This window comes from Flavobacterium sp. NRK F10, from assembly GCF_024054235.1.
Lineage (GTDB): Bacteria > Bacteroidota > Bacteroidia > Flavobacteriales > Flavobacteriaceae > Flavobacterium > Flavobacterium sediminis.
The window spans coordinates 258,814-285,217 of record NZ_JAMXLC010000001.1; the positions used below are offsets into that span (position 1 = coordinate 258,814).

Here is a 26,404-nt window from a genome sequence, read left to right on the forward strand (position 1 = left end):
CGTTTTATATTTCTAAACTAGAGTTGTTTTTCTAATCTTCTTTAGATAAATCTAACCATTCATTAATTTTCCCTTCCTTAGTCAGTTTATAGGTTATTACCCTTATTTGTCTATAAGCTTTGTAATTATTTCTGTTTTTAATATTAGGATGATGTGCTAAAACAATTAATCTATAAATCTTTGACATTGTTTTATGAACCCCTTTTACTTCTTCGTAATGACATTCCTTAATCATTTGATCAGGAACTAACAATTCATCACGATAATCGACATATAAACCATTGTTTTTATAATTGTTAAAAAGTTTAATTGTTTCATCATTATAAATATTATCCAACAATTCACATAAAATACCAATTCCTGTCATTATTTTTTCATAATCGTTTTTTGGTATTAATCTGACAATGTTATTTTTATTTTTATTAAATGTTGCTTGTAATAGTGCTCCTAGTATGTTTGTAGCATTTAATGTTTCTAAGAGACTGGCAAATTCATGCCTCGTTTTATGATCATTAAATACCTTGTGTACAACTTTACTTTTATAAATAGGATACTCAAGAGCATGAAGCTCAACTATTATAGCTTTTATAATTTCTTCCAGACTTAATATAAGTAAAGATGTTGCTGTACTGAAAGATTTTTTTTCTTCTGCTAAAAATTTGGCATCTTTTTTTAATCTGTCAGCGTTCTTAAAAATAATTTTACTTAAGCCTTTAGTTGCATGAGCGTCTAAATCTTTAAACTTTTTTTCAGAAATATTCTTTTTGGAGTTTTTATTCATTTATTTTTATTGAAATATGGTTTTATTCAATAGAATTTTTAATTTTGAAAATACTGATGATTTTTACAAATTTTATATTTATGACCTTTTTCAAGGTATCTTTAAACTTGATTAGTTTTCATCTATTATTTTAAGATATATTCATATTTTCGATTTAATATTTTGTTACACCTATTAAACATGTTTTGCAAATATTCTTTGTTCATAAGGATGTAAAGATTTAATTAATTCCGGATTATTGAAAAACTTCTCTCTTATTTCATTAATATCATTGCATCCTTTGAATTTCTCACTTATTCCTTTTATAATAATTTGTGGTAATCCAATTTCTTTTAAAGCAATTTCTTGAGGTTCAGTACCTCCATATTCCAATTTCAATATTAATAACTCTAAGTTTATTTTTTTTGTAGGCTGATTAATTTCATCGCATACAAAGTTGAATAAGTTTTGAAAAACCGTTAAATATTTGGGTAAGGCAAACTCAAAATAGTTTGAAATTAAAGTTAATGCAACTCTTATTTTAGCATCAATTGTTTTTCTACTTTGTTGTTCAATAAGTTGCTTTAGACTCAAATCAAAGTATATGTGACCACTCGAATGATATTTTAAATCCCAAATTGGTATATTTCTGTCATTCTTGTATTTTTCAACAAAAAGATACTCATGAATTAGATCCAAAACATAATTATATTGTTCTTTTTTAGGAAGCATTTGAAATTGAAAATGTTCAAAAAAGAAAAGATTACTCCTAAAATAATTTATTAATCTTATTTGATTTTCAACGGGTATAAATTTATTCTTTTTTATTAGTTCGAGTGGAATTCTTTGAAAAATCAATATTTCTTCAACTTTATTTCTTCGTTCTAAATTTTTGTTTTTTAAATCTTCTTTATCAACTTGTATTACTTCATCATCATTTAATTCTTTATCATATAAAGAAAACTCTATTATTTTTTCGCCTTGACTACTGGGAAGATTTGTTAAAGCTATTGATCTACCGATGAAATGATATAAAAACCTTCCTGCACGACCATTAATATTTTTAACGTCAAAATCTGTTAAAGGAGTTTCTGAACCACCTTTATCATTATCATAAATAATAACTTGTTTTGCAGAAGTATTAACTCCCTCAATTAGAGTTGGACTACACACAATAGCCTGAATATCACCTTCATTAAAAGAATCAACAATTTCAATTTGAACAAATTTTGGAATACCAGCATGATGATAAGCAACTCCTTTTTTTAGACATTCTACTAAAGACCAATCTTTAGAAAAAGTAGTTTCTAAATAATCTACTAAACCTGTTCTGTCTTCTAATAAAGGTAATGACTTTGCAATAAATTTAGCTTTTGACTCAACACCTCTTTTGTCTCCAACATAAACTAAAGTTTGTTCGTTACTTGATTTAACAATATTCTTTAAATTAGTATCAATAGTTCCTTTAGTTATTGAATAATTTCCTATTTTAATAATATCTTTTGATTGAAAAGAAGTTATATCAATATTATCTTTTTGTACAATTTCTGCAGTGAATTTGTAAAAAAATGAATTTGTTTTTTTTAAAAACTCCTCACTAAATTTATCGAAATAGGGACCAATTAAATAAAAATCAGCATTTGTTTTAGATAACCTGTATAGACTATTTGAAAAAATTTTGCTTCTATCACCATCATCTTGAATCTTATATATTTCATCCATAACAAAAAAATCAAGCTTAAACTTTGGATATTCATCTATAAATAAGTCTATTTTTTCTGGTGTAAAAATTAAAATATTATTTTTTTCTTTAAGAGGTTGTTTTATACTGTTAACTAAATTATACTTTCGTGATATATTAACATCTTTTCTAAACCTTATAAAAGTCTCTGTCAACAGAGCTATAGTAGGTAAAACAATAGCTATATTTGAATAATTATTTTGGTTAATGATTTCAGTAATTATTCTTGATTTCCCAAAAGAAGTAGGAGCGCTTACAACTATTCTTCTATGCTTTTGAAATTCATTAAACAATTTCCTCTGTTCTTTAGTTAGTGTAGTTCCCGATTCAAGCGTATAAAACTCTCTTGCAAATTCTTCAGATAAAGAAGGTTCAATTTTTTTTATTAACTCCGATTTGTTTTCTAACATATCCCTATATAAAAATACTCTGGAGGACGAAATGCATTCTAGTAAAATTTCTTTAAGTAATAAATCTTCGGGAAGATATTCAGAAGCATGACAGATAACTGAAAGTGAAAAATTATATAATTCATCATCACCATCAATGTTAGTCTGTAAAATTTCATATGTACCCTCTAAAAGTTCTTTAAATTCATTAAATGGAAGATTTTTCTCTTCTTTTAATTTATTGAGAAGTGAGAATAAATTATAGTAATATGTAATATATAAATTAGACATTATCGGTTTCCTTTCTCTAATAAATCAATTTGATCTTTAATTTCTGATACAGTTTCAAAAGGAAGAAGAATGAATATTAATTCAAAGTTTGATTTTAAATTTAGCGCTTTTTTTTCTATGGCATCTTTTTTTTCTTCAAATTCTTTTTTAAACTCATTTATAAATTCTTGTGATTTAGTTTGTTTGTGATTTTTGATTATGTCACAATCGTAGGTAATAAAAACAGGAACTTTTACTTTAATTTCATCAAACGACTGAATTAGTTTTAATTTATTTTTTATTTCTTGATAGTATGGAAAATCTTTATTTAATTCAATATGAGGCTCTAAAAATGAAAACTCATTTTTTGTATAAGACATTTTACAATGTTCTTCAAGAGATTCAAAAGCTTTGTTTAAAGCATTTGAAAAATTATTATAAAATTTTGATTCTCCTAACCACAATATTGGTTGGTCGTTTTCAATTGTAAAATGTGCACAATCATAACCATATACTTCCTGATTTCCTGTTTTAAGTTTTACTTTGGTCACTAATTTCTCTGATTTAAAAAATACTTTGAGTATTAAAAAGAGTAATAATTCTCCATAATCTCCTTTTGAGTATTTGTTTCTTTTAGAAATTCGAGACCATGCCAATCTTAATTTTTCTCCATCATCACCAGATGAAGTGTATTCTTCATATTCTAATGGTGTTAATGCGAAATGGGGTAAAGCATCTCTTATTATGTTTTTTATTTCGGACTGTCTATATTTACCATCTTCATAATTCAAATGTAAAGGAACATGTTCCCATTTTCCCTTTTCAATTTGTAAGGAAAATTTAAAAATTAGATTTTCAATTCTTCTGGTTAATATTTTCATTTTAAACAATTAAAACTTTATTTAACTTCTAAATTTGTTATCAGACAAACTAATATCTCCATTACAAAACTTATCAATATTTAGAACTACTTGTATGTATATTGATTCATTTATTTAAAGAAAATTAATTATCCTTAATCACAATCTCCAAACCTAACAAAACCCTACAAATCTTACAATACCTAATTTTAGGTATTTTTAATACATTTTTGACAAAAATTAAAAAATACTAACATTTATTTTTACGGTTTCCCATAATTCCCAATAAAAAAGGCTGCCTTTCGGCAACCTTTTAATTATTACAATGAAAATCACTTGACTTTTCACAAAACGCATTTTTCACCATACGGGCAACAACCAAACGATGAAAAGGTTGGATCACCTTCATATACCATTTCCCCTTTGCATTGTTAAAATGAACCAAAGTGGTAACTTTGATATTATACTGATCAGTAGGTTCATTTGCCACAACAGCCCTGAAATTCAGATGCGAATCATCGGCACCCAGTACAACCTCATTTGCTGTAATGGAAAATATCTTAAAGAATTTGATGTAACCTCCCACCTCAAACCGGGTATGGTAACCGGAAGGCAGATCGGATCGCAAACCGATCAGTTGTACCAGCTTGTTCCTGATCTTAAAAAGTGCGTCCACCCATCGGGAAGAAGAATTGAAAATGAGCCGGGTGATCTCTTCCATTGAATGAAAATGGTTGGTGGTAGAAAACGTATCGTAAAAATCAATGGTTGCCAAAAGTTCCTGCATAGCGAGTGTTGGTCTGATTTTTTCTTCTTTTACTTTTCTCATGGTATTCATCTTAGTTTAAAATCAAGCGCATAAAGCCTTTTACTTTGTCGGTCAGCAACAGTTTGCGGCAATCGTTTCATTAGAAAATTTCTTAGACTGCAAGCCCAACTTTTCTCTAATTGTGCCATTTTACCTAATGACCAACTGGTTCTTACAACATAATGTGCTTTGGCTATTCTCTGTTGGCGGTATTTTTCAAAAGCCAAACTAATATCTTGCTCTGAGGCTAAACACTCTGCCAAAACATAAGCGCTTTCTACTGCCTGACAGGCACCTTGTCCCAGATTAGGTGTTGTGGCATGAGCTGCATCGCCTAACAGCACTATGTTTCCTTTGTACCAGATATCTATAGGTTTTAAATCCCAGATCTCATTACAGATTATGGCTTCTTCCGGTGTTTCCCCAAGGATCTGCTGTACTACCTGTGGATAATTTTTAAATAAAGATAACCCATTTTCAGATAAATTGTTTCGTTTATCTTTACGAATCAAAGCAAACCAATAGACCTCATCTGAACTAATGGGTACAAAACCAAAACGACTGCCTACTCCCCAAATCTCGTTCAATTCCTTTTGAAAAGTTTCTGCAAGTGTCGCTTTAGAAATACCTCTCCAACAAATTTGTCCGGCATCGCGGCTTTTGACTTCGGGAACAACTGCTTCACGTACTACCGATCTTATTCCGTCGGCACCGATCACGATCGCGGCAGTATGTGTTGTGCCGTCTTCGAACACTAATTCTACCTGTTCTCCTTTTTGGCAAAGCGAACGCAGTTTTTTATTCAGATGAACCGGTGTGTCTCCCAATTCGTCCAACAAAATACTATGCAGTCTGGCTCGATGTATGGCCACTGCCCTGACTGAATAAAGGGCTGCTAATTCTTTAATCGGAGAAGATGCCAACAGATCCAACTTCAAATCTCTGACATTCATTGCCTCTAAGGGATGTCCGCTTTGTTCTATCTTTTCCGAAATTCCCAGGTGTTTAAAGATCTGCATAGCATTTAAAGCCAGATTAATTCCGGAGCCGGCTTCAGTGAATTGTGGGGTATGCTCGAAGATCTCAACTTCAAATCCTTTCCGGCGCAAAGCAATTGCGGTAGTCAGACCTCCGATACCCGCTCCTATGATCGTTATTTTATTCATGATTTATTTTTTAGGTCAAATGTACTAAAAAAATATTTTTTTAGGTCATATTTACTATTTTTTATATTTTTGACTCATGGATAAGATAAAAACCAAAGACAAGATTGTAATAACAGCTTTGAACCTTTTTAATCAAAAAGGCTTATCACAGGTTACTTTAAGAACGATCGCTCAGGAAATGGGAATAAGTCAGGGCAATCTGAACTATCATTTTAAAAAAAGAGAAGAAATTATAGAGACTTTATACTTCCAACTGGTTGAATCTATTGATAAAGGAATTACCGAACATGAGGAAGAAAACAATTTGCAGTCTTTCTTCCATGTTTTTCAGGTCATTATGGATAGTTTTTATACGTATCGTTTCTTTTTACTGGATTTTGTTCAGATCATGAGAGAGCATAAAAAGATCAAAGTACATTATGCCCAACTAAATGCTATTCGTACCGAACAATTCCAGACCTTATTTGCAACTTTGATAGCTAATGACATCATTAGAAAAGAAGAATTGCCACACGAATACGAATATTTATACAAGCGATTGCAGATCTTAATTGATTTCTGGATCTCCGGTAGCGCCATAGCTAAAGAAAGACTTTCTAAAAAAACTATTTCCTATTATTATGAGGTGATCGGTCAATCGCTCTATCCTTACTTAACACCCAAAGGAAAAACAGAATATCTCTTAGCGATGAAAATAAAAAAGGCCTAACAACATATATATTGTTAAGCCCTTTTCGTCCTATGAAAAATTAAAATCTTATAATGCAGCTTTTAGTACTGTTGCTAAAGGCGTTGTAGGTCTGCCAATTAATTTTGACAATTCTTTGCTATCGTCAAATAAATCTCCTTTTTCGGTTCCAACGTGTGTTCCTGCTAAAAATTGGGCTATTCCTTCCGGTAAACCAACGCTTACTAAAACTTTAGCATAGTCGTCAACCGGTAAATTTTGATATTTTACTTCTTTTCCGGCCACTTCTGATAGTGTTTTAGCAAAATCAGCTAAAGTATAGGTTTCATCACCTGCTAATTCGTATGTTTTACCTTCATGACCTTCTGTTACCAAAACTGCTACATCAGCATCCGCAAAATCAGCTCTTGAAGCCGAAGAAATTTTTCCTTCACCAGCACTACCATATAATGTTCCGTGAGCAACCACATCACTTAAACCGCCCACATAGTTTTCAGTATACCAACCGTGACGTAAAATAACATACGGAATCCCGGATGTTTTTAATAGCTTTTCAGTTTCTAAATGCTCTCCGGCTAATACTAATGATGAAGTATCGGTGTGCAATAAGCTAGTATACGCTATTAATTGTACACCCGCTTCTTTAGCGGCTTCAATAACATTAGCATGTTGCTCTACTCGTTTTCCGATTTCACTTCCTGAAATCAATAATAGTTTATCAATTCCTTTTAAAGATTCTGCTAAAGTTTCCGGTTGGTTGTAATCAAAAACTCTGGCTTCTACTCCTAAATCAGCAGCTTTTTTAGGATCTCTAACCAATGCTACGATAGTTGCACCTGTGTTTCTCTCTTTTAATTTTTGAACTACTAAATGTCCTAATTGACCTGTAGCTCCTGTGATTCCTATTGTCATAACTTAAATTTTTAAAATGATTAATTGCTAACTAAAAGTTTTTTACTTACTTTTGGTAACCAAAGGTACTTATAAAAAACAATTCAAACAAGAAGTTACCTCAAAATCAACTACTTACCCACAAGTTAGTAATGCTAATTTTCAAGCAGTTATGGAAGAAAAAAATAAAAATAAATTTTCAAATGTAGAAGATTGCCCTATCCGAAACATCATTGATCGTATAGGAGACAAATGGTCTGTACTCGTTTTATTGGTTTTAGAAGAAAAAGGCACTTTACGCTTTAATGAAATCCATAAAACCATAGAGTCTATCTCTCAAAAAATGTTGGCAGTTACCTTAAAAACATTAGAAGCAGATGGCCTAGTAAAACGTACGGTTTATCCGCAAATACCGCCTAAAGTAGAATACGAACTTACCGAAAGGGGAAACTCTTTGTTGCCACATTTACACGGTTTAGTAACCTGGGCCAAAGGAAATATGGAAGCTATTCAAGTCTCAAGGCATGAATTTGTGGTCAACCAGTAGTCATTTGTAACTTTTTATACATCTTTGCTACTTATCAGTACATCAAAAAACGAATTATTATGCGCTATGTTATTGCCTTTTTCTTTCCGTGGTTAAGCCTCATGCTACAAGGTAAGATCTTATCGGGAATTATTTGTTTGCTATTACAGCTCACCATCATCGGTTGGATCCCCGCTTTTTTATGGGCGGTAACTTCATTAAACCGAATGTATGCCGACAGGAGAACGAATAAGATCATTAAAGAAATGAAGTCGAAACACGTCTAATTGTATGGCGAGATATTCTGTTGTTATCCAACCCGGCGATTTGTGCATTGAACAAATCAGACAGATGAAAGAACAACTGGCCGTTGAGATCGGTTGGTATAACAGTAAGAATTCATTAGCACATATCACCGTAAATGAATTTGAAAAAGACGAAAAAGAACTTGAACAAATTAAAAACAAGCTTTCCGACATTGCAAAATTTTTAAAAGCACAACCCGTCAAATTTGATCATTTCAATACGTTTTCTAACGGTGCATTCTTTTTGGCTCCCGATGACGATTCGAAACGGTATTTAAAAGAAATTATGCTTGCTGTTCATCAGCAGTTTCCCTACCCTATAAAAATAAAAAGTAACGAGCCTCATATTTCCATCGGGCGTCGAATTACTCCTGAAAATCTTGCAAAAGCCGAAGCATTATTTCAGGAAAAACCAAACCTTAGTTTTCTTTGTGATAAGATCGCTTTGCGCATTTTTAATGAAGAAAGAAAACAGTTCGATATTTTGGAAACCTTTCCCTTTTTAGACGAAAAAAAATCCCGATTGATTCAAGGCAGCTTATTTTAAGCAGTGATTAAAAATATGTAGTTTTGCAACTTCTTAAACGAATTTAAAATGAGTACTACCCAACCCGAAATGGAATTTCAACCGAATAATACCAACTTATTAACTTGTATAAAAGCTTTTCGAGAGAACCAAAACCAAGACACTTTTATGGCTGTTTTGAACGAATTGCAAGGCAATAATGCTTTTTTACTCATTCCAACCACAGAACCTATTGTCGGTAAAGATAGAAATGAAGAAGGTTGGTCCACTATCGAAAAGGGAACTCAAATGTCATTTACCTCTGTTTTTGAAGTCGACGGACAAAAAGTATTAGGTGCTTTTACTTCTCAGGAAAAATTAATGCATTGGGCAAACGAAACCAAACCCTTTGCTTCGCTTCCTGCAAAAGATATATTGGAAATTGCCATGCAAAATGACATCGAACGTATTGTGATCGACAGCAACCAAGAGACGATGTTTGTTTTGGGCAGAAGCATCGCAAAATAAACTATCCTTTGAGCAAATTAATACTAACCGTTGCGTAGTCTGCTTCCGGATATTTTTTGAAATACAAAGAATCGGGTTGTAAACCGGCTTCGGCTGCAATTTTGTGTAAAACATCAATTTCAACAATAAATTGATCCGAGAAACCATGTGTAGCATCATAAGCCGTTGCGGCTGTTTTTCCTCTGTTTTGCGCGGTTAATTGTGGTGCAATCGTATGCAATTCTATGATTAAAAGTCCGAACTTTTTCACATAAGGCGACCATTTTTTAAAATGTTCAAACAGGTTTTCTTCTACCAAATTATTGGAAATTCGGGCGCCGCGATGTGCAAAAGCTCCGGTTGAGGTTGAAACTCGACTTGGATTGCTATTCTTTGGATTTTCCCAAATGCGATTATGGTCTAAAAAGGTACGAACATTCAGCAAATCGGCTAAATCAATAGCGTAATTTTCTTTTAAATCTTTGGCTAACAAATCGGGTTGACCAATATCACCCCAAACCACTTTTGCCCATATATCGGCTTTTATCAAATTGGCACGAGTTACTTTCAAAGCCGCCTGATTGTAATCGGCTCCTACTAAAAACAACGGGTAATCGTCTAACAGTTTGCCGCGTAAGGTTTGGCGTTCAATCACTTCAAAAATATGTTCCAAAAAAGCACCGTTTCCACATCCCATATCCAAAATACCTTTGGGCTGCTCCTGTATCGGTTTGTTGAATAACTCGATAATAATATCATCAATCACTTTAAAATAGGTAGAATGCGCTCCACCACTACCCCAAACATTCATTTCCCGATTCACGTGCTTTTCTTCTTCATGAACCGCTATTTCCCGTAAAACCGATGCATTGCCAAACAACATTTGGTTCAGGTTCTTAAACATGGGCAAATACGAAACTGTCACTCCGTAAGCAGTTGCTCTTTTAGCAAAAAACAAACCGGTTTCCGTAAATTGATAATTTCCGTTTTTTCGGCTAAACCAATCCAACGAAACAAAGAAATCCAAGATCACTTTGAACGCTTCCGGTTCTTTGTGAAATTCTTCTGCACTGAAAGACGTTTCCATAAAATATTTATGAAACATTCCCGTCATTCCTAAACTCACCGCAATGGGCGCTACCAAATAACCTTCTAAATGTTTAACAATTTGTTTTTGAACCTCCGTTTGTGCCAAAGCTTTCTTTTGATGATAATCGTCAAACAAATTTTGCAATCGGGATAAATGCTCACTCGTGATCTTTACTGAAGTAAAAAAATCGGTTTCTTCTAACATTTTAACCGTAGCTTCGTACCAATGAAAATGAGCAAACGCTTCTTTGGAATTGGCATTCAAACTAATCGTGATGACTTCTTTTGCTGTATCTAAATGATAGTCCAAAAAACCTTGCGAAGCCAAAACCCGTAAAGCCACATTCAGATAGCCTTCATTGGCGTTAAACTGTTCGGTAAGCTTTTGTAAATCGACAGACGTTTGACCGAGCAATTCTTGTAAAACACCACTTTGTAATAAATAATACGCCGTAGGCGCAGTAACCAATCCGTCTAAATGCAGGAAAAGATGTTGGCGTAAATCATTTTTATGGACAATCATAGCATGCTTTTTCTCAAAGTTAGTGATTTTTTTAATTGCCTTTTCAGATTTTATCTCTAACAAAAAGCTGTCTGTTTCCACAGACAGCTCTTTATATTTTATAGTTCAGAATTTTACAAACTGCTGGTATCCAGCAATTGTAGATCTTCTGCATCCAATTGTAATTCAGGTGCATCAAACAAAGTTTGTAGTTGATTTTGACTCGTTGCACTAACAATCGGTGCAGTAATTGAAGGGTGAGCCAATAACCAAGCTAAAGCTACTGTTGCCGGTTGGCTGTTGTGTTTAGCTGAAACCTCATCCAATGCTTTTAAAACCGCTAAGCCTTTGTCGTCCATATATTTTCGAACGCCTTCTCCTCTGACACTTTTACTGAAATCAGCCTCTGTTCTGTATTTTCCGGTTAAGAATCCTGCTGCTAATGCCCAATACGGAAAAACACTCAAATTGAATTCTTTGACCAAAGGCTCATATTCGCTTTCAAATTTTTGACGTTCCACTAAATTATAATGTGGTTGTAAAGCCACATATTTCGGAAAGCCATTTTTTTCGGCTACGTCAAATGATTCGCGTAAACGTTCCGGTGAAACATTAGACGCCGCTATGTAACGAACTTTTCCGGCTTTTACAATTTCGGCATAGGCTTCCATCGTTTCTTCAACCGGTGTTGTGTCATCATCAAAATGCGTATAATACAAATCAATGTGATCGGTTTGTAAACGTTGTAACGATTCGTCCACGGATTTTAAGATATGCTTTTTACTGATGTCAAATCCATGTTCTTTGGTTTGCGAACCTACTTTGGTTGCAATCACCATTTCGTTGCGGTTTCCGCGTTGTTTCATCCAATTTCCGATGATGGTTTCCGATTGCCCTCCTTTTCCGTTTACCCACCATGAATAGGTATCGGCTGTATCAATAAAATTGAAACCCTTGTTGTGAAAGGCATCTAAAATAGAGAAAGATTGTTTTTCGTCGAGTGTCCAACCGAATACATTTCCACCGAAATTAATCGGTGCAATTTCTAAATCGGTATTTTTAATTATTATTTTTTTCATGTGCTATATAAAACTCTGATTATTTTATTTTTAAGGATTTTAAGCGCAGCGAATTGGTAATTACCGAAACGGAACTAAAACTCATCGCTACAGCGGCCAACATTGGTGACAATAAAATACCGAATACAGGAAACAACACGCCAGCCGCTACCGGAACGCCTAATAAATTGTAGAAAAAGGCAAAAAACAGATTTTGTTTGATGTTTTTCATCACGGCATTACTCAATTGGTGTGCTTTTACAATATTTTTCAAATCACCGTTAACCAAAGTCACATCTGCACTGTTGATAGCTACATCGGTTCCGGTTCCCATGGCAATCCCTATTTGGGCTTGTGCCAATGCCGGCGAATCGTTAATACCATCACCTGCCATCGCTACAATTTTCCCTTCTTTTTGGTAGTCTTGAATCACCTGAAGTTTATCTTGCGGTAAACATTCGGCTTTGTATTCGTCCAATCCTAATTCGTTAGCCACAGCTTTTGCCGTAATCGGATTGTCGCCAGTCAACATTACCACTTTTATACCTTGCTCTTTAAAGTACTGCAAGGCTTCTTTACTGGTTGTTTTAATCGCATCGGCAATGACTACAAAACCCCACAAGGTTCCGGCAACTGCTAAAAAAGAAACGGTTTTGCCTTGTGCTTGTTTTTCCTTTACTTTTTGCAACACCACATCGGTAATCGAAATTTTGAATTCTTGAAGTAAACCTATATTTCCGATCAAAACTTGCTGATCGTTCCAAACGGCTTTCACTCCTTTTCCGGTAACCGATTCAAATTGGTGTACCGAATCTAATGCTATATTCTTCTGGTGCGCAAAAGTAACCGTAGCATTTGCCAAAGGATGCTCACTATTTTGATTAACAGATGCTAAGACTTTTGTAAATTCTTTTTCGTTAGTTCCGTTTACTACTTCAATACTTTCTACAGAAGGTTTTCCTTCGGTTAGTGTTCCGGTTTTATCCACTAAGACTACATCAATTTTGTGTAAGGTTTCCAGCGCTTCCGCATTCTTGATTAGCACTCCCAACTGAGCCCCTTTACCAATTCCCACCACAACCGACATAGGCGTAGCCAGACCTAAAGCACAAGGACAAGCAATGATTAACACCGCAATAGCATTTACAAAAGCATACACCATAGCCGGTTGCGGTCCGAAAATTGCCCAAATGATAAACGTAAGGATGGAAACGCCAACAATAATGGGTACAAAATATTTAGAAATGGTATCGGCTAATTTTTGAATAGGCGCTTTAGATCGTCCCGCTTGGTTCACCAGTTCAATAATTTGAGACAACAACGTTTCCGAACCCACTTTTTCGGCTTTCATTAAAAAAGATTGGTTGGTATTGAGTGTTCCGCCGATTAGCTTATCGCCTTCTTTTTTATCAATCGGTAAAGGTTCTCCGGAAATCATGGATTCGTCAATAGTTGCATTGCCTTCAGTTAATATTCCGTCTACCGGAATTTTTTCGCCCGGCTTAACTCTCAAGATATTTCCCACTACAATTTTATCGATAGCGACTCTTTTCTCGGTTCCGTTTTCCCAAAGCGTTGCTTCGGATGGTGCTAATTTCAACAATTCTTTTAAAGCCGTATGGGTTTGCGTATGCGCTCTGGCTTCTAACAATTGTCCGAGCAGAACTAAAGTCAGGATAACAGCCGTAGCTTCAAAATACAAATGTACACTGCCATCGTGTGCTTTTAATTCGTCCGGAAAAATGGTCGGAAAGAACAAACCGATGAGACTGAATACAAATGCGGCTCCTGCCCCGATCCCAATTAAGGTAAACATATTCAAATTCCATGTGATAATGGATTTCCAAGCTCGTGTAAAGAACATCCAACAAGTGTAAAACACAACGGGTAACGTAAGCAAGAACTGAATGTAATTCCAATAGCTTACATCCATAATATCATACAACGGATTGTGCGGCAACATACCACTCATGGAAATAATAAAAACGGGAATGGTGAAACAAAGCGACAGAATAAATTTGCGCCTTAAGGAATTGTAAACTGTATTCTCTTCTTCGTCTTTGGGTTGTTGTAACACTAAATCCATTCCGCAGATGCTACAACTTCCCGGTTCGTCGGAAACAATCTCGGGATGCATCGGACAAGCATACAAAGCCTTTGGTTTAGCAGCAGGTTGTTCTACTAAATCCATTCCGCAAACCGGACAACTTCCGGGTTTGTCGTATACTTTATCGCCTTCGCAAAACATGGGGCAATAATACACTCCATTGCCTTTCTTTTTGGGTTGTTGCAGTTGGTGGTGTGGCATAGCATGCTCATGGTATTCTGAAATCGAATAATGCAATCCATCTCTCAAAAAAGCATCTTGTAATTGCTTAATGGTAATATGAGAAGACATTTCAATTTCGGTTTTACCTGTGGCAAGGTCAATAGTGATATTTTGTATTTCCGGAAAAGACTGCAAGGTTTTTTCCACGCTTGCCTGACATCCTTTGCAGGACATTCCGGTAACTTGATATTGATGTTTCATGGTTAGCTTTTTAGAATTTCGTTGTAACGAAATGTTTTAGGTTGAAAAACTATTCCCTCAAAGTTACCAAAAATGAAACAGCCTGACAAAAATTTAGCGTTCTGTTAAGATTATAAAAAAACACCGCTTCTTTAATTTTTTGAAGCGGTGCATTTATTAGAATTTAGTTTCCCATTGTAAACCACTGATATCTACTAACTGTATCTTAGCTACCTGATTTTTTATTTTCTGAAAATCATCGGAAACAAAATTCAAAGTAGCTTTGGCTCCTAACGGCAATACCAAACTATGCTTTCCGGCTTTTACCTGAGCTATATAATAATTCTGAATAGCGTTAGCTTTTAGTTCGGCAAGTTCTTCCTGAGTCTTGGTCCAAAGCACTTCATTTTTTTCATCTAATAAGTTAATCGCAATTACAAATGAACCGTATACATCGGCTCCTTCTACCCGATAAACATCCAGTTGCAGAGCATTTGATGTCAGAACTACATTGGAAATTTCGACTTTAGGTTTTACAGATTTGTTGTGCAACGTTCCCCAGAGTCCTCCGTGAAAAACCTGATTTGTAAATAAGGTAAGACCAAAGATAAACAAGGCTATAAGCGGCACAACTTTATTCAATGTTGCTGTTGACCAAGGTAATTTTCCTGAGAAAAAATAAGGATACCAACGTTTCTTTGTAAAAGTACTTCCCTTTTGTTCAAGCAAAGCATCTACAGAAAATAAACCTCCGCCAGCGAAAAACAATACGGCTCCGGATGCCACACCCAGCACTCCTATCTGCCATTCGTCCAAACAGGTAGTGCCCAACCAACCGGAACCCAATAAAATTCCCATGGCTAAACTCAGTACGCCTATACTCATTACACGTGTTGCTATCCCTAAGATGATCCCTAAACCGACTAAGGCTTCTATGATCGTAAAAGTGACCATCGCCCGGTGAAGTGCCTCCGGATGGGTTACCAGATATTCAATGATAGGTTGAATGCCAATGGCATTAGGTAAAAAATGATTGAACTTTTGTCCGATGTAACCCGGTAATTCCGGATCTAATTTATTTTCTAAAACAACTCTGCGCCAAAAGGCAGAAAAATAGGTCCAGCCCACTACTAATCGCAGACTTAATGCGAAAAGTGCAGCTAGATTATATGAAGATTCCTGTGTTTTCATATACTCTTGATTTTATTATTACTCTTTTTATCTCCCTAAGAATAGGGATAATCCAGGGTTCTAACTACACAAGATGAATTTTCAACTGTTGAAATAACACATAATAAGGAACTGTTATACCGGATTTCTGCTGAGGTAGAAAAGTAACTTTTTTTCCCGGTTCTTTAATTGAGATAAAACCCGTATAAAAGATATCGGCAGGTTGGTCTCCGCTAATTACAGGCAATACCTTTTTAACCTGCCATTGTTGTTTTTGATATACCTGTATTTGACATTCCTTTTTACAGGTTGTCTTGATTTGAAGGTTTGGTTTGGAAATTTCTAGATCAAAACTTTTTTCAATGAAATTGCGAACTTTACACGGAACCAGTAGTAATAGCATTGCTAAAGCTACTACCTTGAAAAAAGAGAGTTGTCGTGTTTTTGTCTGTTTCATTCAATTACAAGTATTTGCTTTTTAATTTTACCAAGGGGGTTTCGGTATTTACCAATTCTTCTAAAAGTTGTGTTCTGGCTTTCTCAACATTTACGATGTCTAAATATTTAGCCCAATCGTCCTGATAGAGGATGTTCTTTATTTCTTTGATCCGTTTTGCAGTTTCAGAAGCGGTTCGCAGCAATCGCTCTTGATCGTTTGAAGCGTCTTTATGTTGGTAACTCACTTTTTGCTGAGTGAGATCCAATGTTATAAAAAACAACGCTGCCGTTTCATTATTGGTATAAAAATCCGTCCAATTGGCATAGCCGCAAACTACATTCTGATTTTTATATGCTGTTGTTTCAGATAATATCCAACGACAGTTAGCTGCTCTGCCCCAATGGCTGGATCGTCTGTATACACCTTGCTCCGTAAAACAATATTCACTGCCCGATTTGCTTTTATATGTAAAATTCAGACTGGTCTCTTCTGTTGCTGTGATCTGCCTGAAAATACAAAATGTATGCTTATGGAAATTACTTCTATTGTACTGCTTCATACAAAAGTTTAACTGGTTTTGATCTTTAACAGCTCTTCTAGTCCCAGTTCTTTGATGGATATTTCTCTCATTTCTACTTTTCTGATCTTTCCGGTAATGGTCATCGGGAAACTGTCTACAAATTTCCAGAACTTCGGCACTTTATAATGGGCTATCTGATCTTTACAGAACAACATTAGTTCGTGCTGCGACAAATCGGCTTCAGCTTTTAACTTTACCCAAGCCATGATCTCTTCACCGTATTTCTCATGCGGGATTCCGATTACCTGTACGTCTTCGATCAAATCGTGAGTATATAAAAATTCCTCAATTTCTCTCGGTGAAATATTTTCACCACCCCTGATGATCACATCTTTTATCCTTCCGGCTATATTGATATAACCTTCATCATCCATTACGGCTAAATCACCGGTGTGCATCCATCCTGCGTCATCCAGTACCTGATCTGTAGCTTCCGGGTTCTCCCAATATTTTAACATCACAGAATAACCGCGGGTACATAATTCGCCGGCTTCTCCTCGCTGTACAATTTCACCGTTCTCCGGGTTAACAATTTTAATTTCTAAATGATCCTGTACCGTTCCTACCGTACTTACCTGTTTTTCTAACGGTGCTCCTATAACCGTTTGTGTGGAAACGGGAGAGGTTTCGGTCATTCCGTAACAGATAGAGACTTCTTTCATATACATTTTAGACTGCACCTGTTTCATCACTTCTACCGGACAAGGCGAACCTGCCATTACCCCTGTACGTAAACTTTTCAGGTTGAAGGAATTAAAATCCGGCAACTGCAATTCGGCAATAAACATAGTCGGCACACCGTAAAGCGATGTACATTGTTCTTTTTCTACTGCTTCCAAGGTTAATCGAGGTTCAAAACTTTCGGCCGGAATAACCATAGTTGCCCCCGATGTGGTACAGGCTAAATTCCCGATCACCATCCCGAAACAATGATAAAAAGGCACGGGAATACATACTTTGTCACTATTCGTATACTGTAACCGTTTCGCAATGAAATAGCCGTTATTCAAAATATTATGATGAGAAAGCGTCACTCCTTTAGGGAAACCAGTTGTACCGGAAGTATATTGAATATTAACCGGATCATCGAACTGAACTCCTGACTCGGCTTGTGCTAACGTTTCATCGGAAACTGTTGTCGCCAAATCCAGAATCTTTTGCCAATCCTGATCCAGATATAAAGCCTGTTTTAACCTTTTACAGTATTTCTCAGACTTTTTAACTATTTTTTTATAATCGCTTGTTTTGAACTGTAATGCAGATATCAACAATTTAATACCGGATTGATTGACAACATAGATCAACTCGTTCGAGCGGTAAGCCGGATTTATGTTTACCAGTATTACTCCGATCCTTGCTGTAGCATATTGTAATAAAACCCATTCGTAACGATTAGGAGACCAGATCCCAACCCTGTCTCCGGATTGGATACCCAATGCTAAAAGTCCTTTGGCTAATTCTGTTGTTTGATCCCAAAATTCCTGATACGTAGCACGGTAATTTTGCTGAAGTGATACCAATGCCGTATTTTGGGGGTAATTCTCTACTGTTCGTTTTAAATTCTGACCGATGTTTTCTCCCAATAACGGAGTATCCGAAGGTCCGTTCACATATGCTATTGATGTCATCCTGTGTATTTTTATAAGGATAACAAATTTATAGTTATTTAACTAAAAATTACAATTATTAACAGTTTTTATTGGTTTATAACAGTCGAAACTATCATTATAGTTCATAACTATTAAAAATATTTTGACCTACTCCACTGTTTTTCAACAAATAAAAGTGTGATTTTACGGCTTCAATAGCCGGATAACAAGTATAAGGTAAATTGTACTCTGCGGCATATTTCTTTATAATAGGAGTAATATAAGGATAATAAGTATGACCTACTGTGGGAAACAAATGGTGTGCTACGTGGTGCGTAAAGCCTCCGTACAGAAAATCAGCTATCGGATTTCCGGCACTGAAATCTTTTGTTACCAGCATTTGGTGTTCAGCCCAAGTCAAATCAAATCTCCCATCTTCCGGTGGCAACGGAAAAACAGCATGTTCATCAACATGAGTTGATATCAAAGCTACCACACCTAAAGCACTCGACAACAAATGCATTACGAACCAAGCTAAAAATACGGTTGAAAACTGTTGGTCCAATACCCAATAAGGGATCAATAACATATAGAAAATATTGAACACTTTGGCTGCAAAAAGTTTTACATACTCAAGAACGGGAATGGTATAAATTCTCTTCAGGTAATTGTCTTTTGTTCCGAAAAAATCTTTAAAATCCCTGCTAAACAACCATATTATGGTATAAAAAGGATATAAGAACCACATATAAATATGCTGGAATTTGTGAAACTTATACCACTTACTGTTCGGAAAAAGTCTCACCAGATCGCTTTGCTTGATATCACAATCCCAATTTTGTACATTCGGATAAGGATGATGCAATTCTATATGACGTCTGATCCATATTTCACTGTTAGAACCGAAAAGCTCCAATACATAACAGAACCATCTGTTTTGCTTAGGTGTAAAAAATACCGCTCCGTGGGCTGCATCATGAAATGAATTCACAAATAGCACGATCATTGTCCATCCCATCAGAATATAGAAAGTATATAAAAGCGGAGTACTGTTCCCAAACAACAGGATACATCCGTAGAATACAAAAAACAAAGCTAAGAGCCCCAGGGCTTTATAAATACTTTTATATTGTATCTTTTTATTTTTTAAAACGGTTTCCTGAACTTCTTTAACCAGTTTCTTAAAAAAATCATCTTTAGAAGCTCTAGCAAACATTGGCCTTTTTAAAGCGTCCATACAATAATATATAATTGATATCAGAGAAGTATTATTTCTAAGAGACAAATTTATTGTAATTGCCTGTCAAAAAAAAATAATATTTCGTTAATTTTATGTTTTGCGAACACCAAACAAAAGTTAATGTAACCCTTGTTACATACAATTAACCCCAGAAAAAACTATCTTTACATACCAATAACTCAAAACAGACTTGTAACTATAAAAAAATGGAAGAACTTCTAAAACAGGCATACGGCTATATTTTTGAAGAAGAATTATTAGACGAAATAAGCAAAGTTGCCATCTACAAAGAATTCAAAGCCGATGATTACTTAATTGAGATCGGCGATTACATAAAAACCATGCCCTTACTTTTAAACGGAGCCATCAAGATCCTGAGAGAAGACGACAATGGCGATGAATTGTTGCTTTATTTTCTGGAGCGCGGCGACACTTGTGCCATGACCCTGACTTGTTGCATGGGACAAGCTAAAAGTAAAATAAGAGCAGTTGCTGAAACTGATGGAACATTGCTTATGATCCCGGTTGAAAAAATGGAAGAATGGCTCACCAAATACAAAACCTGGCGCAACTTTGTTTTTGACAGTTACAACATTCGCCTTAAGGAAATGCTGGAAGCCATAGATACCTTAGCTTTCATGAACTTGGATGAACGCCTGTACAAATACCTGACAGACAAAGCAAAAGTATTAGGCAATACTGAGATCAATACTACTCATCAGGAGATCGCTTATGAGATGCACACTTCCAGAGTGGTTGTTTCCCGACTTTTGAAAAGTTTAGAACTTAAAGGAAAAATTAAACTGAACCGCAATAAAATCGAAATCCTAGAACTTTAATGGAACTACTAGGTTATTTAGGAGCATTACTGATCGGTTTGGTTTTAGGATTAACCGGCGGAGGCGGTTCTATGCTGACGGTTCCGGTTTTAACCTATCTGTTGCATATCAATCCGGTTACTGCTACTGCCTATTCTTTGTTCATTGTGGGGACGACTTCCGTAGTGGGTGCCATACATAATTACCAAAAAAAATTAGTAGACGTTAAAAACGGGATCATTTTTGCCATTCCGTCATTTATCGGTGTATATCTCACCCGAAAATTTTTAGTGCCTTTGTTGCCGGATGTGATCTTTCAAAACGAATGGATGACTCTGAGCAAAGGTTCTTTCTTAATGTTGCTCTTTGCGGTTATCATGCTCTTTGCCTCCTATTCCATGCTTAAAGCAAAAGAAACGAGCGAACAGCCCAAAGAGGTTTCCCTGTTTACCTTACTGATACAAACCTTCTTTATCGGGGTTCTTATCGGTTTTGTAGGAGCCGGAGGCGGATTTTTGATCATTCCGACACTGGTTTTATTCGCACATCTTTCAATGAAAAAAGCCATCGGAACCTCTTTATTTGTCATTTCCATGAACTCCCTGATCGGCTTTTTAGGAGATGTCCAGAACTTAGAGATCAACTGGAAATTCTTACTCAGTTTTACATTGGTTTCCATTGCCGGAATTTTTATAGGAACGTACCTTAATAAATTCATCAATGAAAAACAACTGAAAAAAGGATTTGCCTATTTTGTTTTAGCAATGGCGGTCTTTATTTTATTTAAAGAAATGTTATAATGTAACAGGAGTTACTGCTTTTTTATTAAAAGTTGACTAATTTTACACTTGAAAACTAAAAAATTGAATTATGAAAGTAGAACAAATTTATACCGGATGTATAGCACATGCTGCTTACTATATTGAAAGCAACGGCGAAGCTGCCGTGTTTGATCCGCTGAGAGAAGTACAACCCTATATAGACAGAGCTGAAAAAGATAATGCTAAAATTAAATATATTTTTGAAACGCATTTTCATGCTGATTTCGTTTCAGGACATTTAGATCTGGCTAAAAAAACAGGAGCACAAATAGTTTACGGTCCTACTGCTAAGCCGAATTTTGAAGCGATCATTGCTGAAGACGGACAAGAGTTCAAAATCGGTAACTATACCATTAAAGCCATTCATACGCCGGGACATACACTGGAAAGTACTTGTTACCTGCTAACGGATGAAAACGGCAAACAACACGGAATTATTACCGGTGATACTTTATTCATCGGTGATGTAGGTCGACCGGATCTGGCGCAAAAGTTAGTGGAAGACCTTACTCAGGAAGTTTTAGCCGAAAAATTATTCCATTCGTTACGCGATAAGATCATGCCACTGGCAGACGACCTGATCGTATACCCGAACCACGGTGCCGGAAGTGCCTGCGGTAAAAACATGAGTAAAGAGACCACAGATACTTTAGGCAATCAAAAGAAAACCAATTATGCTCTGAGGGCCGATATGACCGTTGAGGAATTCAAAAAAGAATTACTGGAAGGTTTAACTCCTCCTCCGGCCTATTTCCCTCAGAATGTACTAATGAACATACAAGGCTATGAAAGTCTGGATAATGTAATGCAAAAAGCGAACAAACCGCTTTCTCCTGCTGAATTTGAAGCCGTAGCCAATCAAACAGATGCTATCGTTCTGGATGTCAGAAACGAAAGCGAATTTGTCAAAGAACACGTTCCGGGGGCTATATTCATCGGTTTACACGGTCAATTTGCACCGTGGGTAGGAGCTTTAATTAAAGATGTAAAACAACCGATCCTCCTCATTGCGCCGGAAGGAAAAGAAGAAGAAACCGTAACCCGTTTATCAAGAGTAGGTTTTGACCATACTTTAGGCTACCTGAACGGAGGCGTTGAAGCCTGGAAAAAAGCCGGTTTTGAAACTGATTCTCTACAATCCGTAAGCCCTGAAGAGTTTGCTAAGCATTACAAAGACGCTATTGTTATCGATGCCCGAAGACCGGGCGAATTTACGGCAGAGCATATTATAAATGCTAAAAGTATTCCGTTGGATTACTTAAACGAACACTTAGCAGAAGTTCCTAAAGACGAACCATTCTATGTACACTGTGCGGGCGGTTATCGCTCAGTAATCTGGGCTTCGATCATGAAAGCCAGAGGCTATCACAACATGATCAATGTTGAAAAAGGAATGGGCGGTATTCGCGATACAAATGTTGAACTGACTCAATATGTTTGTCCGACCACTTTAAAGTAAAAAGATTCATTTTAAATAGAAAATCAGGCGATTTGCCTGATTTTTTTATGAAAAAATTAATACCGATCATACTTCCAAAACCATCTAAAATGGATAATTTTGCCAAAACCTTAACACAAAGACTATTTATGAAAAAACTGGCTTTACTAGCAACCGTAGCTTTTGCTTTTGTTTCTTGTCAAAAAGATGCAGAAAGTGGCTATACCATTACCGGAGACACAAAAGGTGTTGACAACGGCACAAAAGTTTATCTGCAAATTCAGGGTGAGAACGAATTGGTTCCGAAAGATACTGTTACGGTTGAGAACGGAAAATTTCAATTTAAAGGAACTTCTGAATTACCGGAACTTGGCTTCTTAACGGTTGAAGGCAGTAATGGAATTCCTTTTATCCTGGAAAACGGAGCTATTTCAATTGCATTCGATAAAGATTCACTTCAAAATAATAAAATAGCGGGAACTGTTGAAAATGATATCTTTCAGGAATTCACCACTAAGAACAATGCAGTGTATGACAAAATTATGTCGTACCAGAAAGAAAATCAGGAAAAATACATGACGGCACAATCATCCGGTGACACTGCTACAGTGAACGGACTGATCAAGGATTTGGAGGAGATCAAATCAGAATTGGCTGATGTTCCGGTTCAGATCATTACCAACAATCCGAAAAGTTTTGTCGGTATCCTGTTGACCGAGAACCAATTGTTGCGTCAGGAAATTTCAGTTGACGAAGCACAAAAACGTTTGGACAACTTTGAACAAAAATTATTAGATACAAGAGCCGCTAAAAATATTAAAAGTATAATAGAGGCTGCCAACTCTGTAGAAATCGGTAAAAAAGCACCTGATTTTTCAGCACCGTCACCAGAAGGAAAAGAAATTTCATTAAAAGAATCATTGGGAAAAGTAACCATCATTGATTTCTGGGCTTCATGGTGTGGCCCTTGCCGTATGGAGAATCCTCATGTAGTGGAATTGTACAACCACTACCACGACAAAGGACTGAACATTATCGGGGTTTCTCTTGACAAAGACGAAGCAAAATGGAAAGAAGCTATTGCTAAAGACGGTTTAACCTGGAACCATATCTCTAATTTGAAATTCTGGGCCGACCCGATCGCTGAGAAATACAACGTAAAAGCCATTCCGGCAACATTTATCGTTGATGCAAACGGTGTTATTATTGCCAAAGACCTTAGAGGTGCTGAACTAGACGCTAAGATCAAAGAACTTTTAGGTGAATAAGACCTCTTAAAATAACGTATATAAAAAAATCTCCTATGGGAGATTTTTTTATTTTTCTAATTTACAAATGGTTATAAATTATTTTAAAATTAATCGCATTTTGTATTTGTAAGTTTTAAAAACAATCCTATATTTGCAACCGCTTACAAGATAAGCACAGGCTGGGGAGATACTCAAGCGGCCAACGAGGGCAGACTGTAAATCTGCTGGTTACACCTTCGCAGGTTCGAATCCTGCTCTCCCCACGAATAAATAGAATCAATAAAAAAACGCCAAGCCTTGCTTAGGCGTTTTTTTGTTGGTTTTATTTTCAAAGCCTAGCTTGGCAGGAAAAGCGAAGCTAATCCTGTTTCGTGATATTTTATATCTGATAACCAAGTTTACTTTTATAAATGTTTTGGGATTTTTTTGTTTGAGTAAGGTTTCCTTACTCAGGATCACGAGCGAAGTGAGTAATTCTGTTCCCTAAATGCTTTACTGCTCTGTATTTGTTTCAAAGTTTACTTTCAATTTCCTCTTACTTATTACGGTAATGCTCTAATTTCTAACAACAAAATTTACTTTTGTAGAGAAAAGTTGTATATATTTGATTATATTTAGTAGTGGGTAATAATTAAAAAACAACAACAAATGAGTATTACACCTAGAGGAATGAGTTTGCAAGAGGCCTATCGAAATTATTCGGAAGGAAAATTTTTAGTAAATAGGAAATATCAAAGAAAACTTGTTTGGACAGTTGATGAGAAAGAATATTTAATTGATAGTATTGTTAGCGACTTACCGATTCCTTTAATTTTATTGGCTCAAACTGATGATGGAAAATTGGAAATTATTGATGGATTACAAAGACTAAATGCAATAATTTCATTCATCGAAAACAGGTTCTCTATAAATGGAAAATATTTTGACATAAAGCAATCATCAAGAGCACAGCAATCCTCTGAAGAAGGTTTGTTTACTGCAATAACAAACGTAGATGAATTATTAGACCCTAAAACTTGTGCTAATTTTTTAGATTATCAATTAGCAATCACTATTTACCCTACTGACAATGAAGCTGAAATTACAGACATTTTTGGCAGAATCAACTCAGGAGGTAAACAATTAAGCCCTCAAGAAAAAAGGCAAGCAGGTATGCTTGATGTTTTAGCTGACACAATAAGAAAAGTATCATCCGAAATAAGAGGAGATTCATCAAAAGACATTTTAAATCTTGCCGAAATGCCTGAAATAAGCATAGATTCAACACGTGAGAAAATTGGTTATGGTCTTATAGCGGAAGAAATATTTTGGTGCAAAAATGGTGTTATTTGGAAAAAGCAATTGAGAGATAGTGAAGATGAAGAAATGATATTAGACTTAATTGCAAGTATTGTTAAAGATGAACCTCTTGCCAAAAGTAGAGATTTATTCAATAGAATATACACTAGTAAATCAGATGAAAATATTGAATTCAACACATTATTATCGAAATATGGTATTGATAGAATCATGCACGAAATTAAAGTTACTTTTTCTATCATTGAAGAAGTTTTCGGAGAGCAAAATACAACAATAATTAATATTGTTAATCCAAAATCCAGAAACCCTGTAAAAGAATCATTCTTTTCTATTTTTATGGCATTTTTCCATTTGATCGTTAAAGAGGAAAAATCACCAGCAGATAACGAACAAATTGTTACAGCATTAAAGAATTTACAAAAAAAAATGACTTCAACGGCTAACTATTCTGTAACCGCAGATAGAGAGAAAAATATAAATCTTACTATAGGCTTGATACAAAAATATTTCGTAAAAAAAGATCCACCTGTTTTACGACATGGCTCTGGTCTTGCTTTAGATTTTGAAAACTCAATAAGACGAGCAAAAATCGAATCAAACCGATATGAGTGTAAACAAGGTTTCTTTGATCTGTCAGATCAAAGAAAATTGAATGAAAAACTGTATGATGAAATAATTCAAACAATATGTGGAATAGCGAATATTGGTCCTGAAGAGGATGGTTATTTATTTATTGGAGTGGCAGACAAACAGGCAGACGCGATAAGAGTTCAAGCTTTGGATGAAGTTGATTATAAAACAATTAATCAAAGGTATGTTGTTGGAATTGACAGAGAATTAAAATTGCTGAATGGTAATCTTGATGATTATATTAATAAATTAATGAGTAAAATATCAAAATCAAACTTAACAGATCCATTAAAAAGTCAAGTTTTAAGTCAGCTTGATGTAATTGATTATAAAGGAGTTACTATTCTTAGAATAAGGATTCCTAAACAAAAAGAGTTGTCCTTTGTTGGTAAATCAAGTTATATCCGTGAAAATTCTAAAACAATTGAGTTAGAAGGTCCAAAATTAATTTCAATAAGTAAGCTTTTTGATTAAAAAACTATTGACAATATGATGGTGGCATAAGTAATTACTTATTATCACATACTTCTGAAAATCCACGAGGATTTTTCAGTTA

The 26,404-nt window shown here is 35.3% G+C and carries 24 protein-coding genes and 1 tRNA gene; 11 read left to right on the forward strand and 14 right to left on the reverse strand.

Features of this window, described 5'->3' with window-relative positions; all coding sequences use genetic code 11:
* Positions 1 to 31: 31 nt before the first annotated feature.
* From NHF50_RS01175 to NHF50_RS01195, 5 genes are all read right to left on the reverse strand, one after another.
* Complete coding sequence (locus NHF50_RS01175) at positions 32 to 781, reverse strand: AbiV family abortive infection protein (RefSeq protein ID WP_252774772.1); 750 nt, start codon at positions 779 to 781, stop codon at positions 32 to 34.
* A 174-nt stretch (positions 782 to 955) separates the two neighbouring features.
* Positions 956 to 3,181: a DEAD/DEAH box helicase gene (locus tag NHF50_RS01180; RefSeq protein ID WP_252774773.1), complete on the reverse strand. Its 2,226-nt coding sequence runs from the start codon at positions 3,179 to 3,181 to the stop codon at positions 956 to 958.
* A complete protein-coding gene (locus tag NHF50_RS01185) occupies positions 3,181 to 4,041 on the reverse strand; it encodes a DUF1837 domain-containing protein (protein ID WP_252774774.1) in 861 nt (286 codons plus the stop codon). Before NHF50_RS01185 ends, NHF50_RS01180 begins: the two co-directional genes overlap by 1 nt.
* 292 nt (positions 4,042 to 4,333) lie before the next feature.
* Complete coding sequence (locus NHF50_RS01190) at positions 4,334 to 4,849, reverse strand: DUF2867 domain-containing protein (RefSeq protein ID WP_252774775.1); 516 nt, start codon at positions 4,847 to 4,849, stop codon at positions 4,334 to 4,336.
* Between the two features lie 5 nt (positions 4,850 to 4,854).
* Complete coding sequence (locus tag NHF50_RS01195) at positions 4,855 to 5,994, reverse strand: FAD-dependent monooxygenase (protein WP_252774776.1); 1,140 nt, start codon at positions 5,992 to 5,994, stop codon at positions 4,855 to 4,857.
* A 76-nt stretch (positions 5,995 to 6,070) separates the two neighbouring features.
* On the opposite strand from NHF50_RS01195, the gene NHF50_RS01200 reads away from it, so the two are divergent.
* Positions 6,071 to 6,703 carry a TetR/AcrR family transcriptional regulator gene (locus NHF50_RS01200; protein ID WP_252774777.1) on the forward strand — a complete coding sequence of 211 codons (633 nt, stop codon included), beginning with the start codon at positions 6,071 to 6,073 and terminating at the stop codon, positions 6,701 to 6,703.
* 48 nt (positions 6,704 to 6,751) lie between these two features.
* Here the strand turns inward: NHF50_RS01200 and NHF50_RS01205 are convergent, their stop codons facing one another.
* Positions 6,752 to 7,594: an SDR family oxidoreductase gene (locus NHF50_RS01205; RefSeq protein WP_252774778.1), complete on the reverse strand. Its 843-nt coding sequence runs from the start codon at positions 7,592 to 7,594 to the stop codon at positions 6,752 to 6,754.
* Between the two features lie 52 nt (positions 7,595 to 7,646).
* Here NHF50_RS01205 and NHF50_RS01210 point away from each other — a divergent pair, with 52 nt between their 5' ends.
* The 4 genes from NHF50_RS01210 to NHF50_RS01225 are packed head-to-tail and all read left to right on the forward strand — an operon-like array spanning position 7,647 to position 9,437.
* On the forward strand, positions 7,647 to 8,120 hold the full coding sequence (locus NHF50_RS01210) for a helix-turn-helix domain-containing protein (RefSeq protein ID WP_252774779.1): 474 nt from the start codon (positions 7,647 to 7,649) through the stop codon (positions 8,118 to 8,120).
* A gap of 59 nt (positions 8,121 to 8,179) precedes the next feature.
* A complete protein-coding gene (locus NHF50_RS01215; protein ID WP_109567965.1) occupies positions 8,180 to 8,386 on the forward strand; it encodes a YqaE/Pmp3 family membrane protein in 207 nt (68 codons plus the stop codon).
* A 4-nt stretch (positions 8,387 to 8,390) separates the two neighbouring features.
* Positions 8,391 to 8,951, forward strand: a complete 561-nt coding sequence (locus NHF50_RS01220) for a 2'-5' RNA ligase family protein (RefSeq protein WP_109567966.1) — start codon at positions 8,391 to 8,393, stop codon at positions 8,949 to 8,951.
* Positions 8,952 to 8,999: 48 nt separating this feature from the next.
* Positions 9,000 to 9,437, forward strand: coding sequence for an SseB family protein (locus NHF50_RS01225; RefSeq protein ID WP_109567967.1), 438 nt, complete (start codon positions 9,000 to 9,002; stop codon positions 9,435 to 9,437).
* Between the two features lies 1 nt (position 9,438).
* Here NHF50_RS01225 and NHF50_RS01230 read toward each other — a convergent pair whose 3' ends face one another.
* The 8 genes from NHF50_RS01230 to NHF50_RS01265 all read right to left on the reverse strand — a co-directional run bounded on the left by NHF50_RS01230 (position 9,439) and on the right by NHF50_RS01265 (position 19,589).
* Positions 9,439 to 11,028, reverse strand: coding sequence for a class I SAM-dependent methyltransferase (locus NHF50_RS01230; RefSeq protein ID WP_252777299.1), 1,590 nt, complete (start codon positions 11,026 to 11,028; stop codon positions 9,439 to 9,441).
* Between the two features lie 113 nt (positions 11,029 to 11,141).
* Complete coding sequence (locus NHF50_RS01235) at positions 11,142 to 12,086, reverse strand: aldo/keto reductase (protein WP_252774780.1); 945 nt, start codon at positions 12,084 to 12,086, stop codon at positions 11,142 to 11,144.
* A gap of 19 nt (positions 12,087 to 12,105) precedes the next feature.
* Entirely contained in the window at positions 12,106 to 14,595 is a 2,490-nt protein-coding gene (locus tag NHF50_RS01240; protein ID WP_252774781.1) for a heavy metal translocating P-type ATPase, read from the reverse strand.
* A 156-nt stretch (positions 14,596 to 14,751) separates the two neighbouring features.
* The gene (locus tag NHF50_RS01245) at positions 14,752 to 15,765 is read right to left on the reverse strand and encodes a TQO small subunit DoxD (protein WP_252774782.1); all 1,014 of its coding nucleotides are present in this window, start codon (positions 15,763 to 15,765) and stop codon (positions 14,752 to 14,754) included.
* A 64-nt stretch (positions 15,766 to 15,829) separates the two neighbouring features.
* Complete coding sequence (locus NHF50_RS01250; RefSeq protein WP_252774783.1) at positions 15,830 to 16,201, reverse strand: hypothetical protein; 372 nt, start codon at positions 16,199 to 16,201, stop codon at positions 15,830 to 15,832.
* Between the two features lie 4 nt (positions 16,202 to 16,205).
* Positions 16,206 to 16,742: a hypothetical protein gene (locus NHF50_RS01255; protein WP_252774784.1), complete on the reverse strand. Its 537-nt coding sequence runs from the start codon at positions 16,740 to 16,742 to the stop codon at positions 16,206 to 16,208.
* Positions 16,743 to 16,750: 8 nt separating this feature from the next.
* Positions 16,751 to 18,391: an AMP-binding protein gene (locus NHF50_RS01260; RefSeq protein WP_252774785.1), complete on the reverse strand. Its 1,641-nt coding sequence runs from the start codon at positions 18,389 to 18,391 to the stop codon at positions 16,751 to 16,753.
* Positions 18,392 to 18,488: 97 nt separating this feature from the next.
* Positions 18,489 to 19,589: a fatty acid desaturase gene (locus NHF50_RS01265; RefSeq protein WP_109567974.1), complete on the reverse strand. Its 1,101-nt coding sequence runs from the start codon at positions 19,587 to 19,589 to the stop codon at positions 18,489 to 18,491.
* Between the two features lie 209 nt (positions 19,590 to 19,798).
* On the opposite strand from NHF50_RS01265, the gene NHF50_RS01270 reads away from it, so the two are divergent.
* From NHF50_RS01270 to NHF50_RS01295, 6 genes are all read left to right on the forward strand, one after another.
* On the forward strand, positions 19,799 to 20,431 hold the full coding sequence (locus NHF50_RS01270; protein ID WP_252774786.1) for a Crp/Fnr family transcriptional regulator: 633 nt from the start codon (positions 19,799 to 19,801) through the stop codon (positions 20,429 to 20,431).
* Positions 20,431 to 21,210 carry a sulfite exporter TauE/SafE family protein gene (locus NHF50_RS01275; protein WP_252774787.1) on the forward strand — a complete coding sequence of 260 codons (780 nt, stop codon included), beginning with the start codon at positions 20,431 to 20,433 and terminating at the stop codon, positions 21,208 to 21,210. Before NHF50_RS01270 ends, NHF50_RS01275 begins: the two co-directional genes overlap by 1 nt.
* Positions 21,211 to 21,280: 70 nt before the next feature.
* Positions 21,281 to 22,690 carry a rhodanese-like domain-containing protein gene (locus NHF50_RS01280; RefSeq protein ID WP_252774788.1) on the forward strand — a complete coding sequence of 470 codons (1,410 nt, stop codon included), beginning with the start codon at positions 21,281 to 21,283 and terminating at the stop codon, positions 22,688 to 22,690.
* 128 nt (positions 22,691 to 22,818) lie between these two features.
* A complete protein-coding gene (locus NHF50_RS01285; RefSeq protein WP_252774789.1) occupies positions 22,819 to 23,937 on the forward strand; it encodes a TlpA disulfide reductase family protein in 1,119 nt (372 codons plus the stop codon).
* A 163-nt stretch (positions 23,938 to 24,100) separates the two neighbouring features.
* Positions 24,101 to 24,182: transfer RNA gene (locus tag NHF50_RS01290), tRNA-Tyr, on the forward strand.
* Between the two features lie 385 nt (positions 24,183 to 24,567).
* The gene (locus NHF50_RS01295) at positions 24,568 to 26,322 is read left to right on the forward strand and encodes a DUF262 domain-containing protein (protein WP_252774790.1); all 1,755 of its coding nucleotides are present in this window, start codon (positions 24,568 to 24,570) and stop codon (positions 26,320 to 26,322) included.
* Positions 26,323 to 26,404: the final 82 nt, after the last annotated feature.

Excerpts from the sequence above, each read along its gene's own strand:
- NHF50_RS01175 (WP_252774772.1), bottom strand. The coding sequence starts at position 781 with ATGAATAAAAACTCCAAAAAGAATATTTCTGAAAAAAAGTTTAAAGAT.
- NHF50_RS01180 (WP_252774773.1), bottom strand. The coding sequence starts at position 3,181 with ATGTCTAATTTATATATTACATATTACTATAATTTATTCTCACTTCTC.
- NHF50_RS01185 (WP_252774774.1), bottom strand. The coding sequence starts at position 4,041 with ATGAAAATATTAACCAGAAGAATTGAAAATCTAATTTTTAAATTTTCC.
- NHF50_RS01190 (WP_252774775.1), bottom strand. The coding sequence starts at position 4,849 with ATGAGAAAAGTAAAAGAAGAAAAAATCAGACCAACACTCGCTATGCAG.
- NHF50_RS01195 (WP_252774776.1), bottom strand. The coding sequence starts at position 5,994 with ATGAATAAAATAACGATCATAGGAGCGGGTATCGGAGGTCTGACTACC.
- NHF50_RS01200 (WP_252774777.1), top strand. The coding sequence starts at position 6,071 with ATGGATAAGATAAAAACCAAAGACAAGATTGTAATAACAGCTTTGAAC.
- NHF50_RS01205 (WP_252774778.1), bottom strand. The coding sequence starts at position 7,594 with ATGACAATAGGAATCACAGGAGCTACAGGTCAATTAGGACATTTAGTA.
- NHF50_RS01215 (WP_109567965.1), top strand. The coding sequence starts at position 8,180 with ATGCGCTATGTTATTGCCTTTTTCTTTCCGTGGTTAAGCCTCATGCTA.
- NHF50_RS01220 (WP_109567966.1), top strand. The coding sequence starts at position 8,391 with ATGGCGAGATATTCTGTTGTTATCCAACCCGGCGATTTGTGCATTGAA.
- NHF50_RS01225 (WP_109567967.1), top strand. The coding sequence starts at position 9,000 with ATGAGTACTACCCAACCCGAAATGGAATTTCAACCGAATAATACCAAC.
- NHF50_RS01230 (WP_252777299.1), bottom strand. The coding sequence starts at position 11,028 with ATGATTGTCCATAAAAATGATTTACGCCAACATCTTTTCCTGCATTTA.
- NHF50_RS01235 (WP_252774780.1), bottom strand. The coding sequence starts at position 12,086 with ATGAAAAAAATAATAATTAAAAATACCGATTTAGAAATTGCACCGATT.
- NHF50_RS01240 (WP_252774781.1), bottom strand. The coding sequence starts at position 14,595 with ATGAAACATCAATATCAAGTTACCGGAATGTCCTGCAAAGGATGTCAG.
- NHF50_RS01245 (WP_252774782.1), bottom strand. The coding sequence starts at position 15,765 with ATGAAAACACAGGAATCTTCATATAATCTAGCTGCACTTTTCGCATTA.
- NHF50_RS01250 (WP_252774783.1), bottom strand. The coding sequence starts at position 16,201 with ATGAAACAGACAAAAACACGACAACTCTCTTTTTTCAAGGTAGTAGCT.
- NHF50_RS01255 (WP_252774784.1), bottom strand. The coding sequence starts at position 16,742 with ATGAAGCAGTACAATAGAAGTAATTTCCATAAGCATACATTTTGTATT.
- NHF50_RS01260 (WP_252774785.1), bottom strand. The coding sequence starts at position 18,391 with ATGACATCAATAGCATATGTGAACGGACCTTCGGATACTCCGTTATTG.
- NHF50_RS01265 (WP_109567974.1), bottom strand. The coding sequence starts at position 19,589 with ATGGACGCTTTAAAAAGGCCAATGTTTGCTAGAGCTTCTAAAGATGAT.
- NHF50_RS01270 (WP_252774786.1), top strand. The coding sequence starts at position 19,799 with ATGGAAGAACTTCTAAAACAGGCATACGGCTATATTTTTGAAGAAGAA.
- NHF50_RS01275 (WP_252774787.1), top strand. The coding sequence starts at position 20,431 with ATGGAACTACTAGGTTATTTAGGAGCATTACTGATCGGTTTGGTTTTA.
- NHF50_RS01280 (WP_252774788.1), top strand. The coding sequence starts at position 21,281 with ATGAAAGTAGAACAAATTTATACCGGATGTATAGCACATGCTGCTTAC.
- NHF50_RS01285 (WP_252774789.1), top strand. The coding sequence starts at position 22,819 with ATGAAAAAACTGGCTTTACTAGCAACCGTAGCTTTTGCTTTTGTTTCT.
- NHF50_RS01295 (WP_252774790.1), top strand. The coding sequence starts at position 24,568 with ATGAGTATTACACCTAGAGGAATGAGTTTGCAAGAGGCCTATCGAAAT.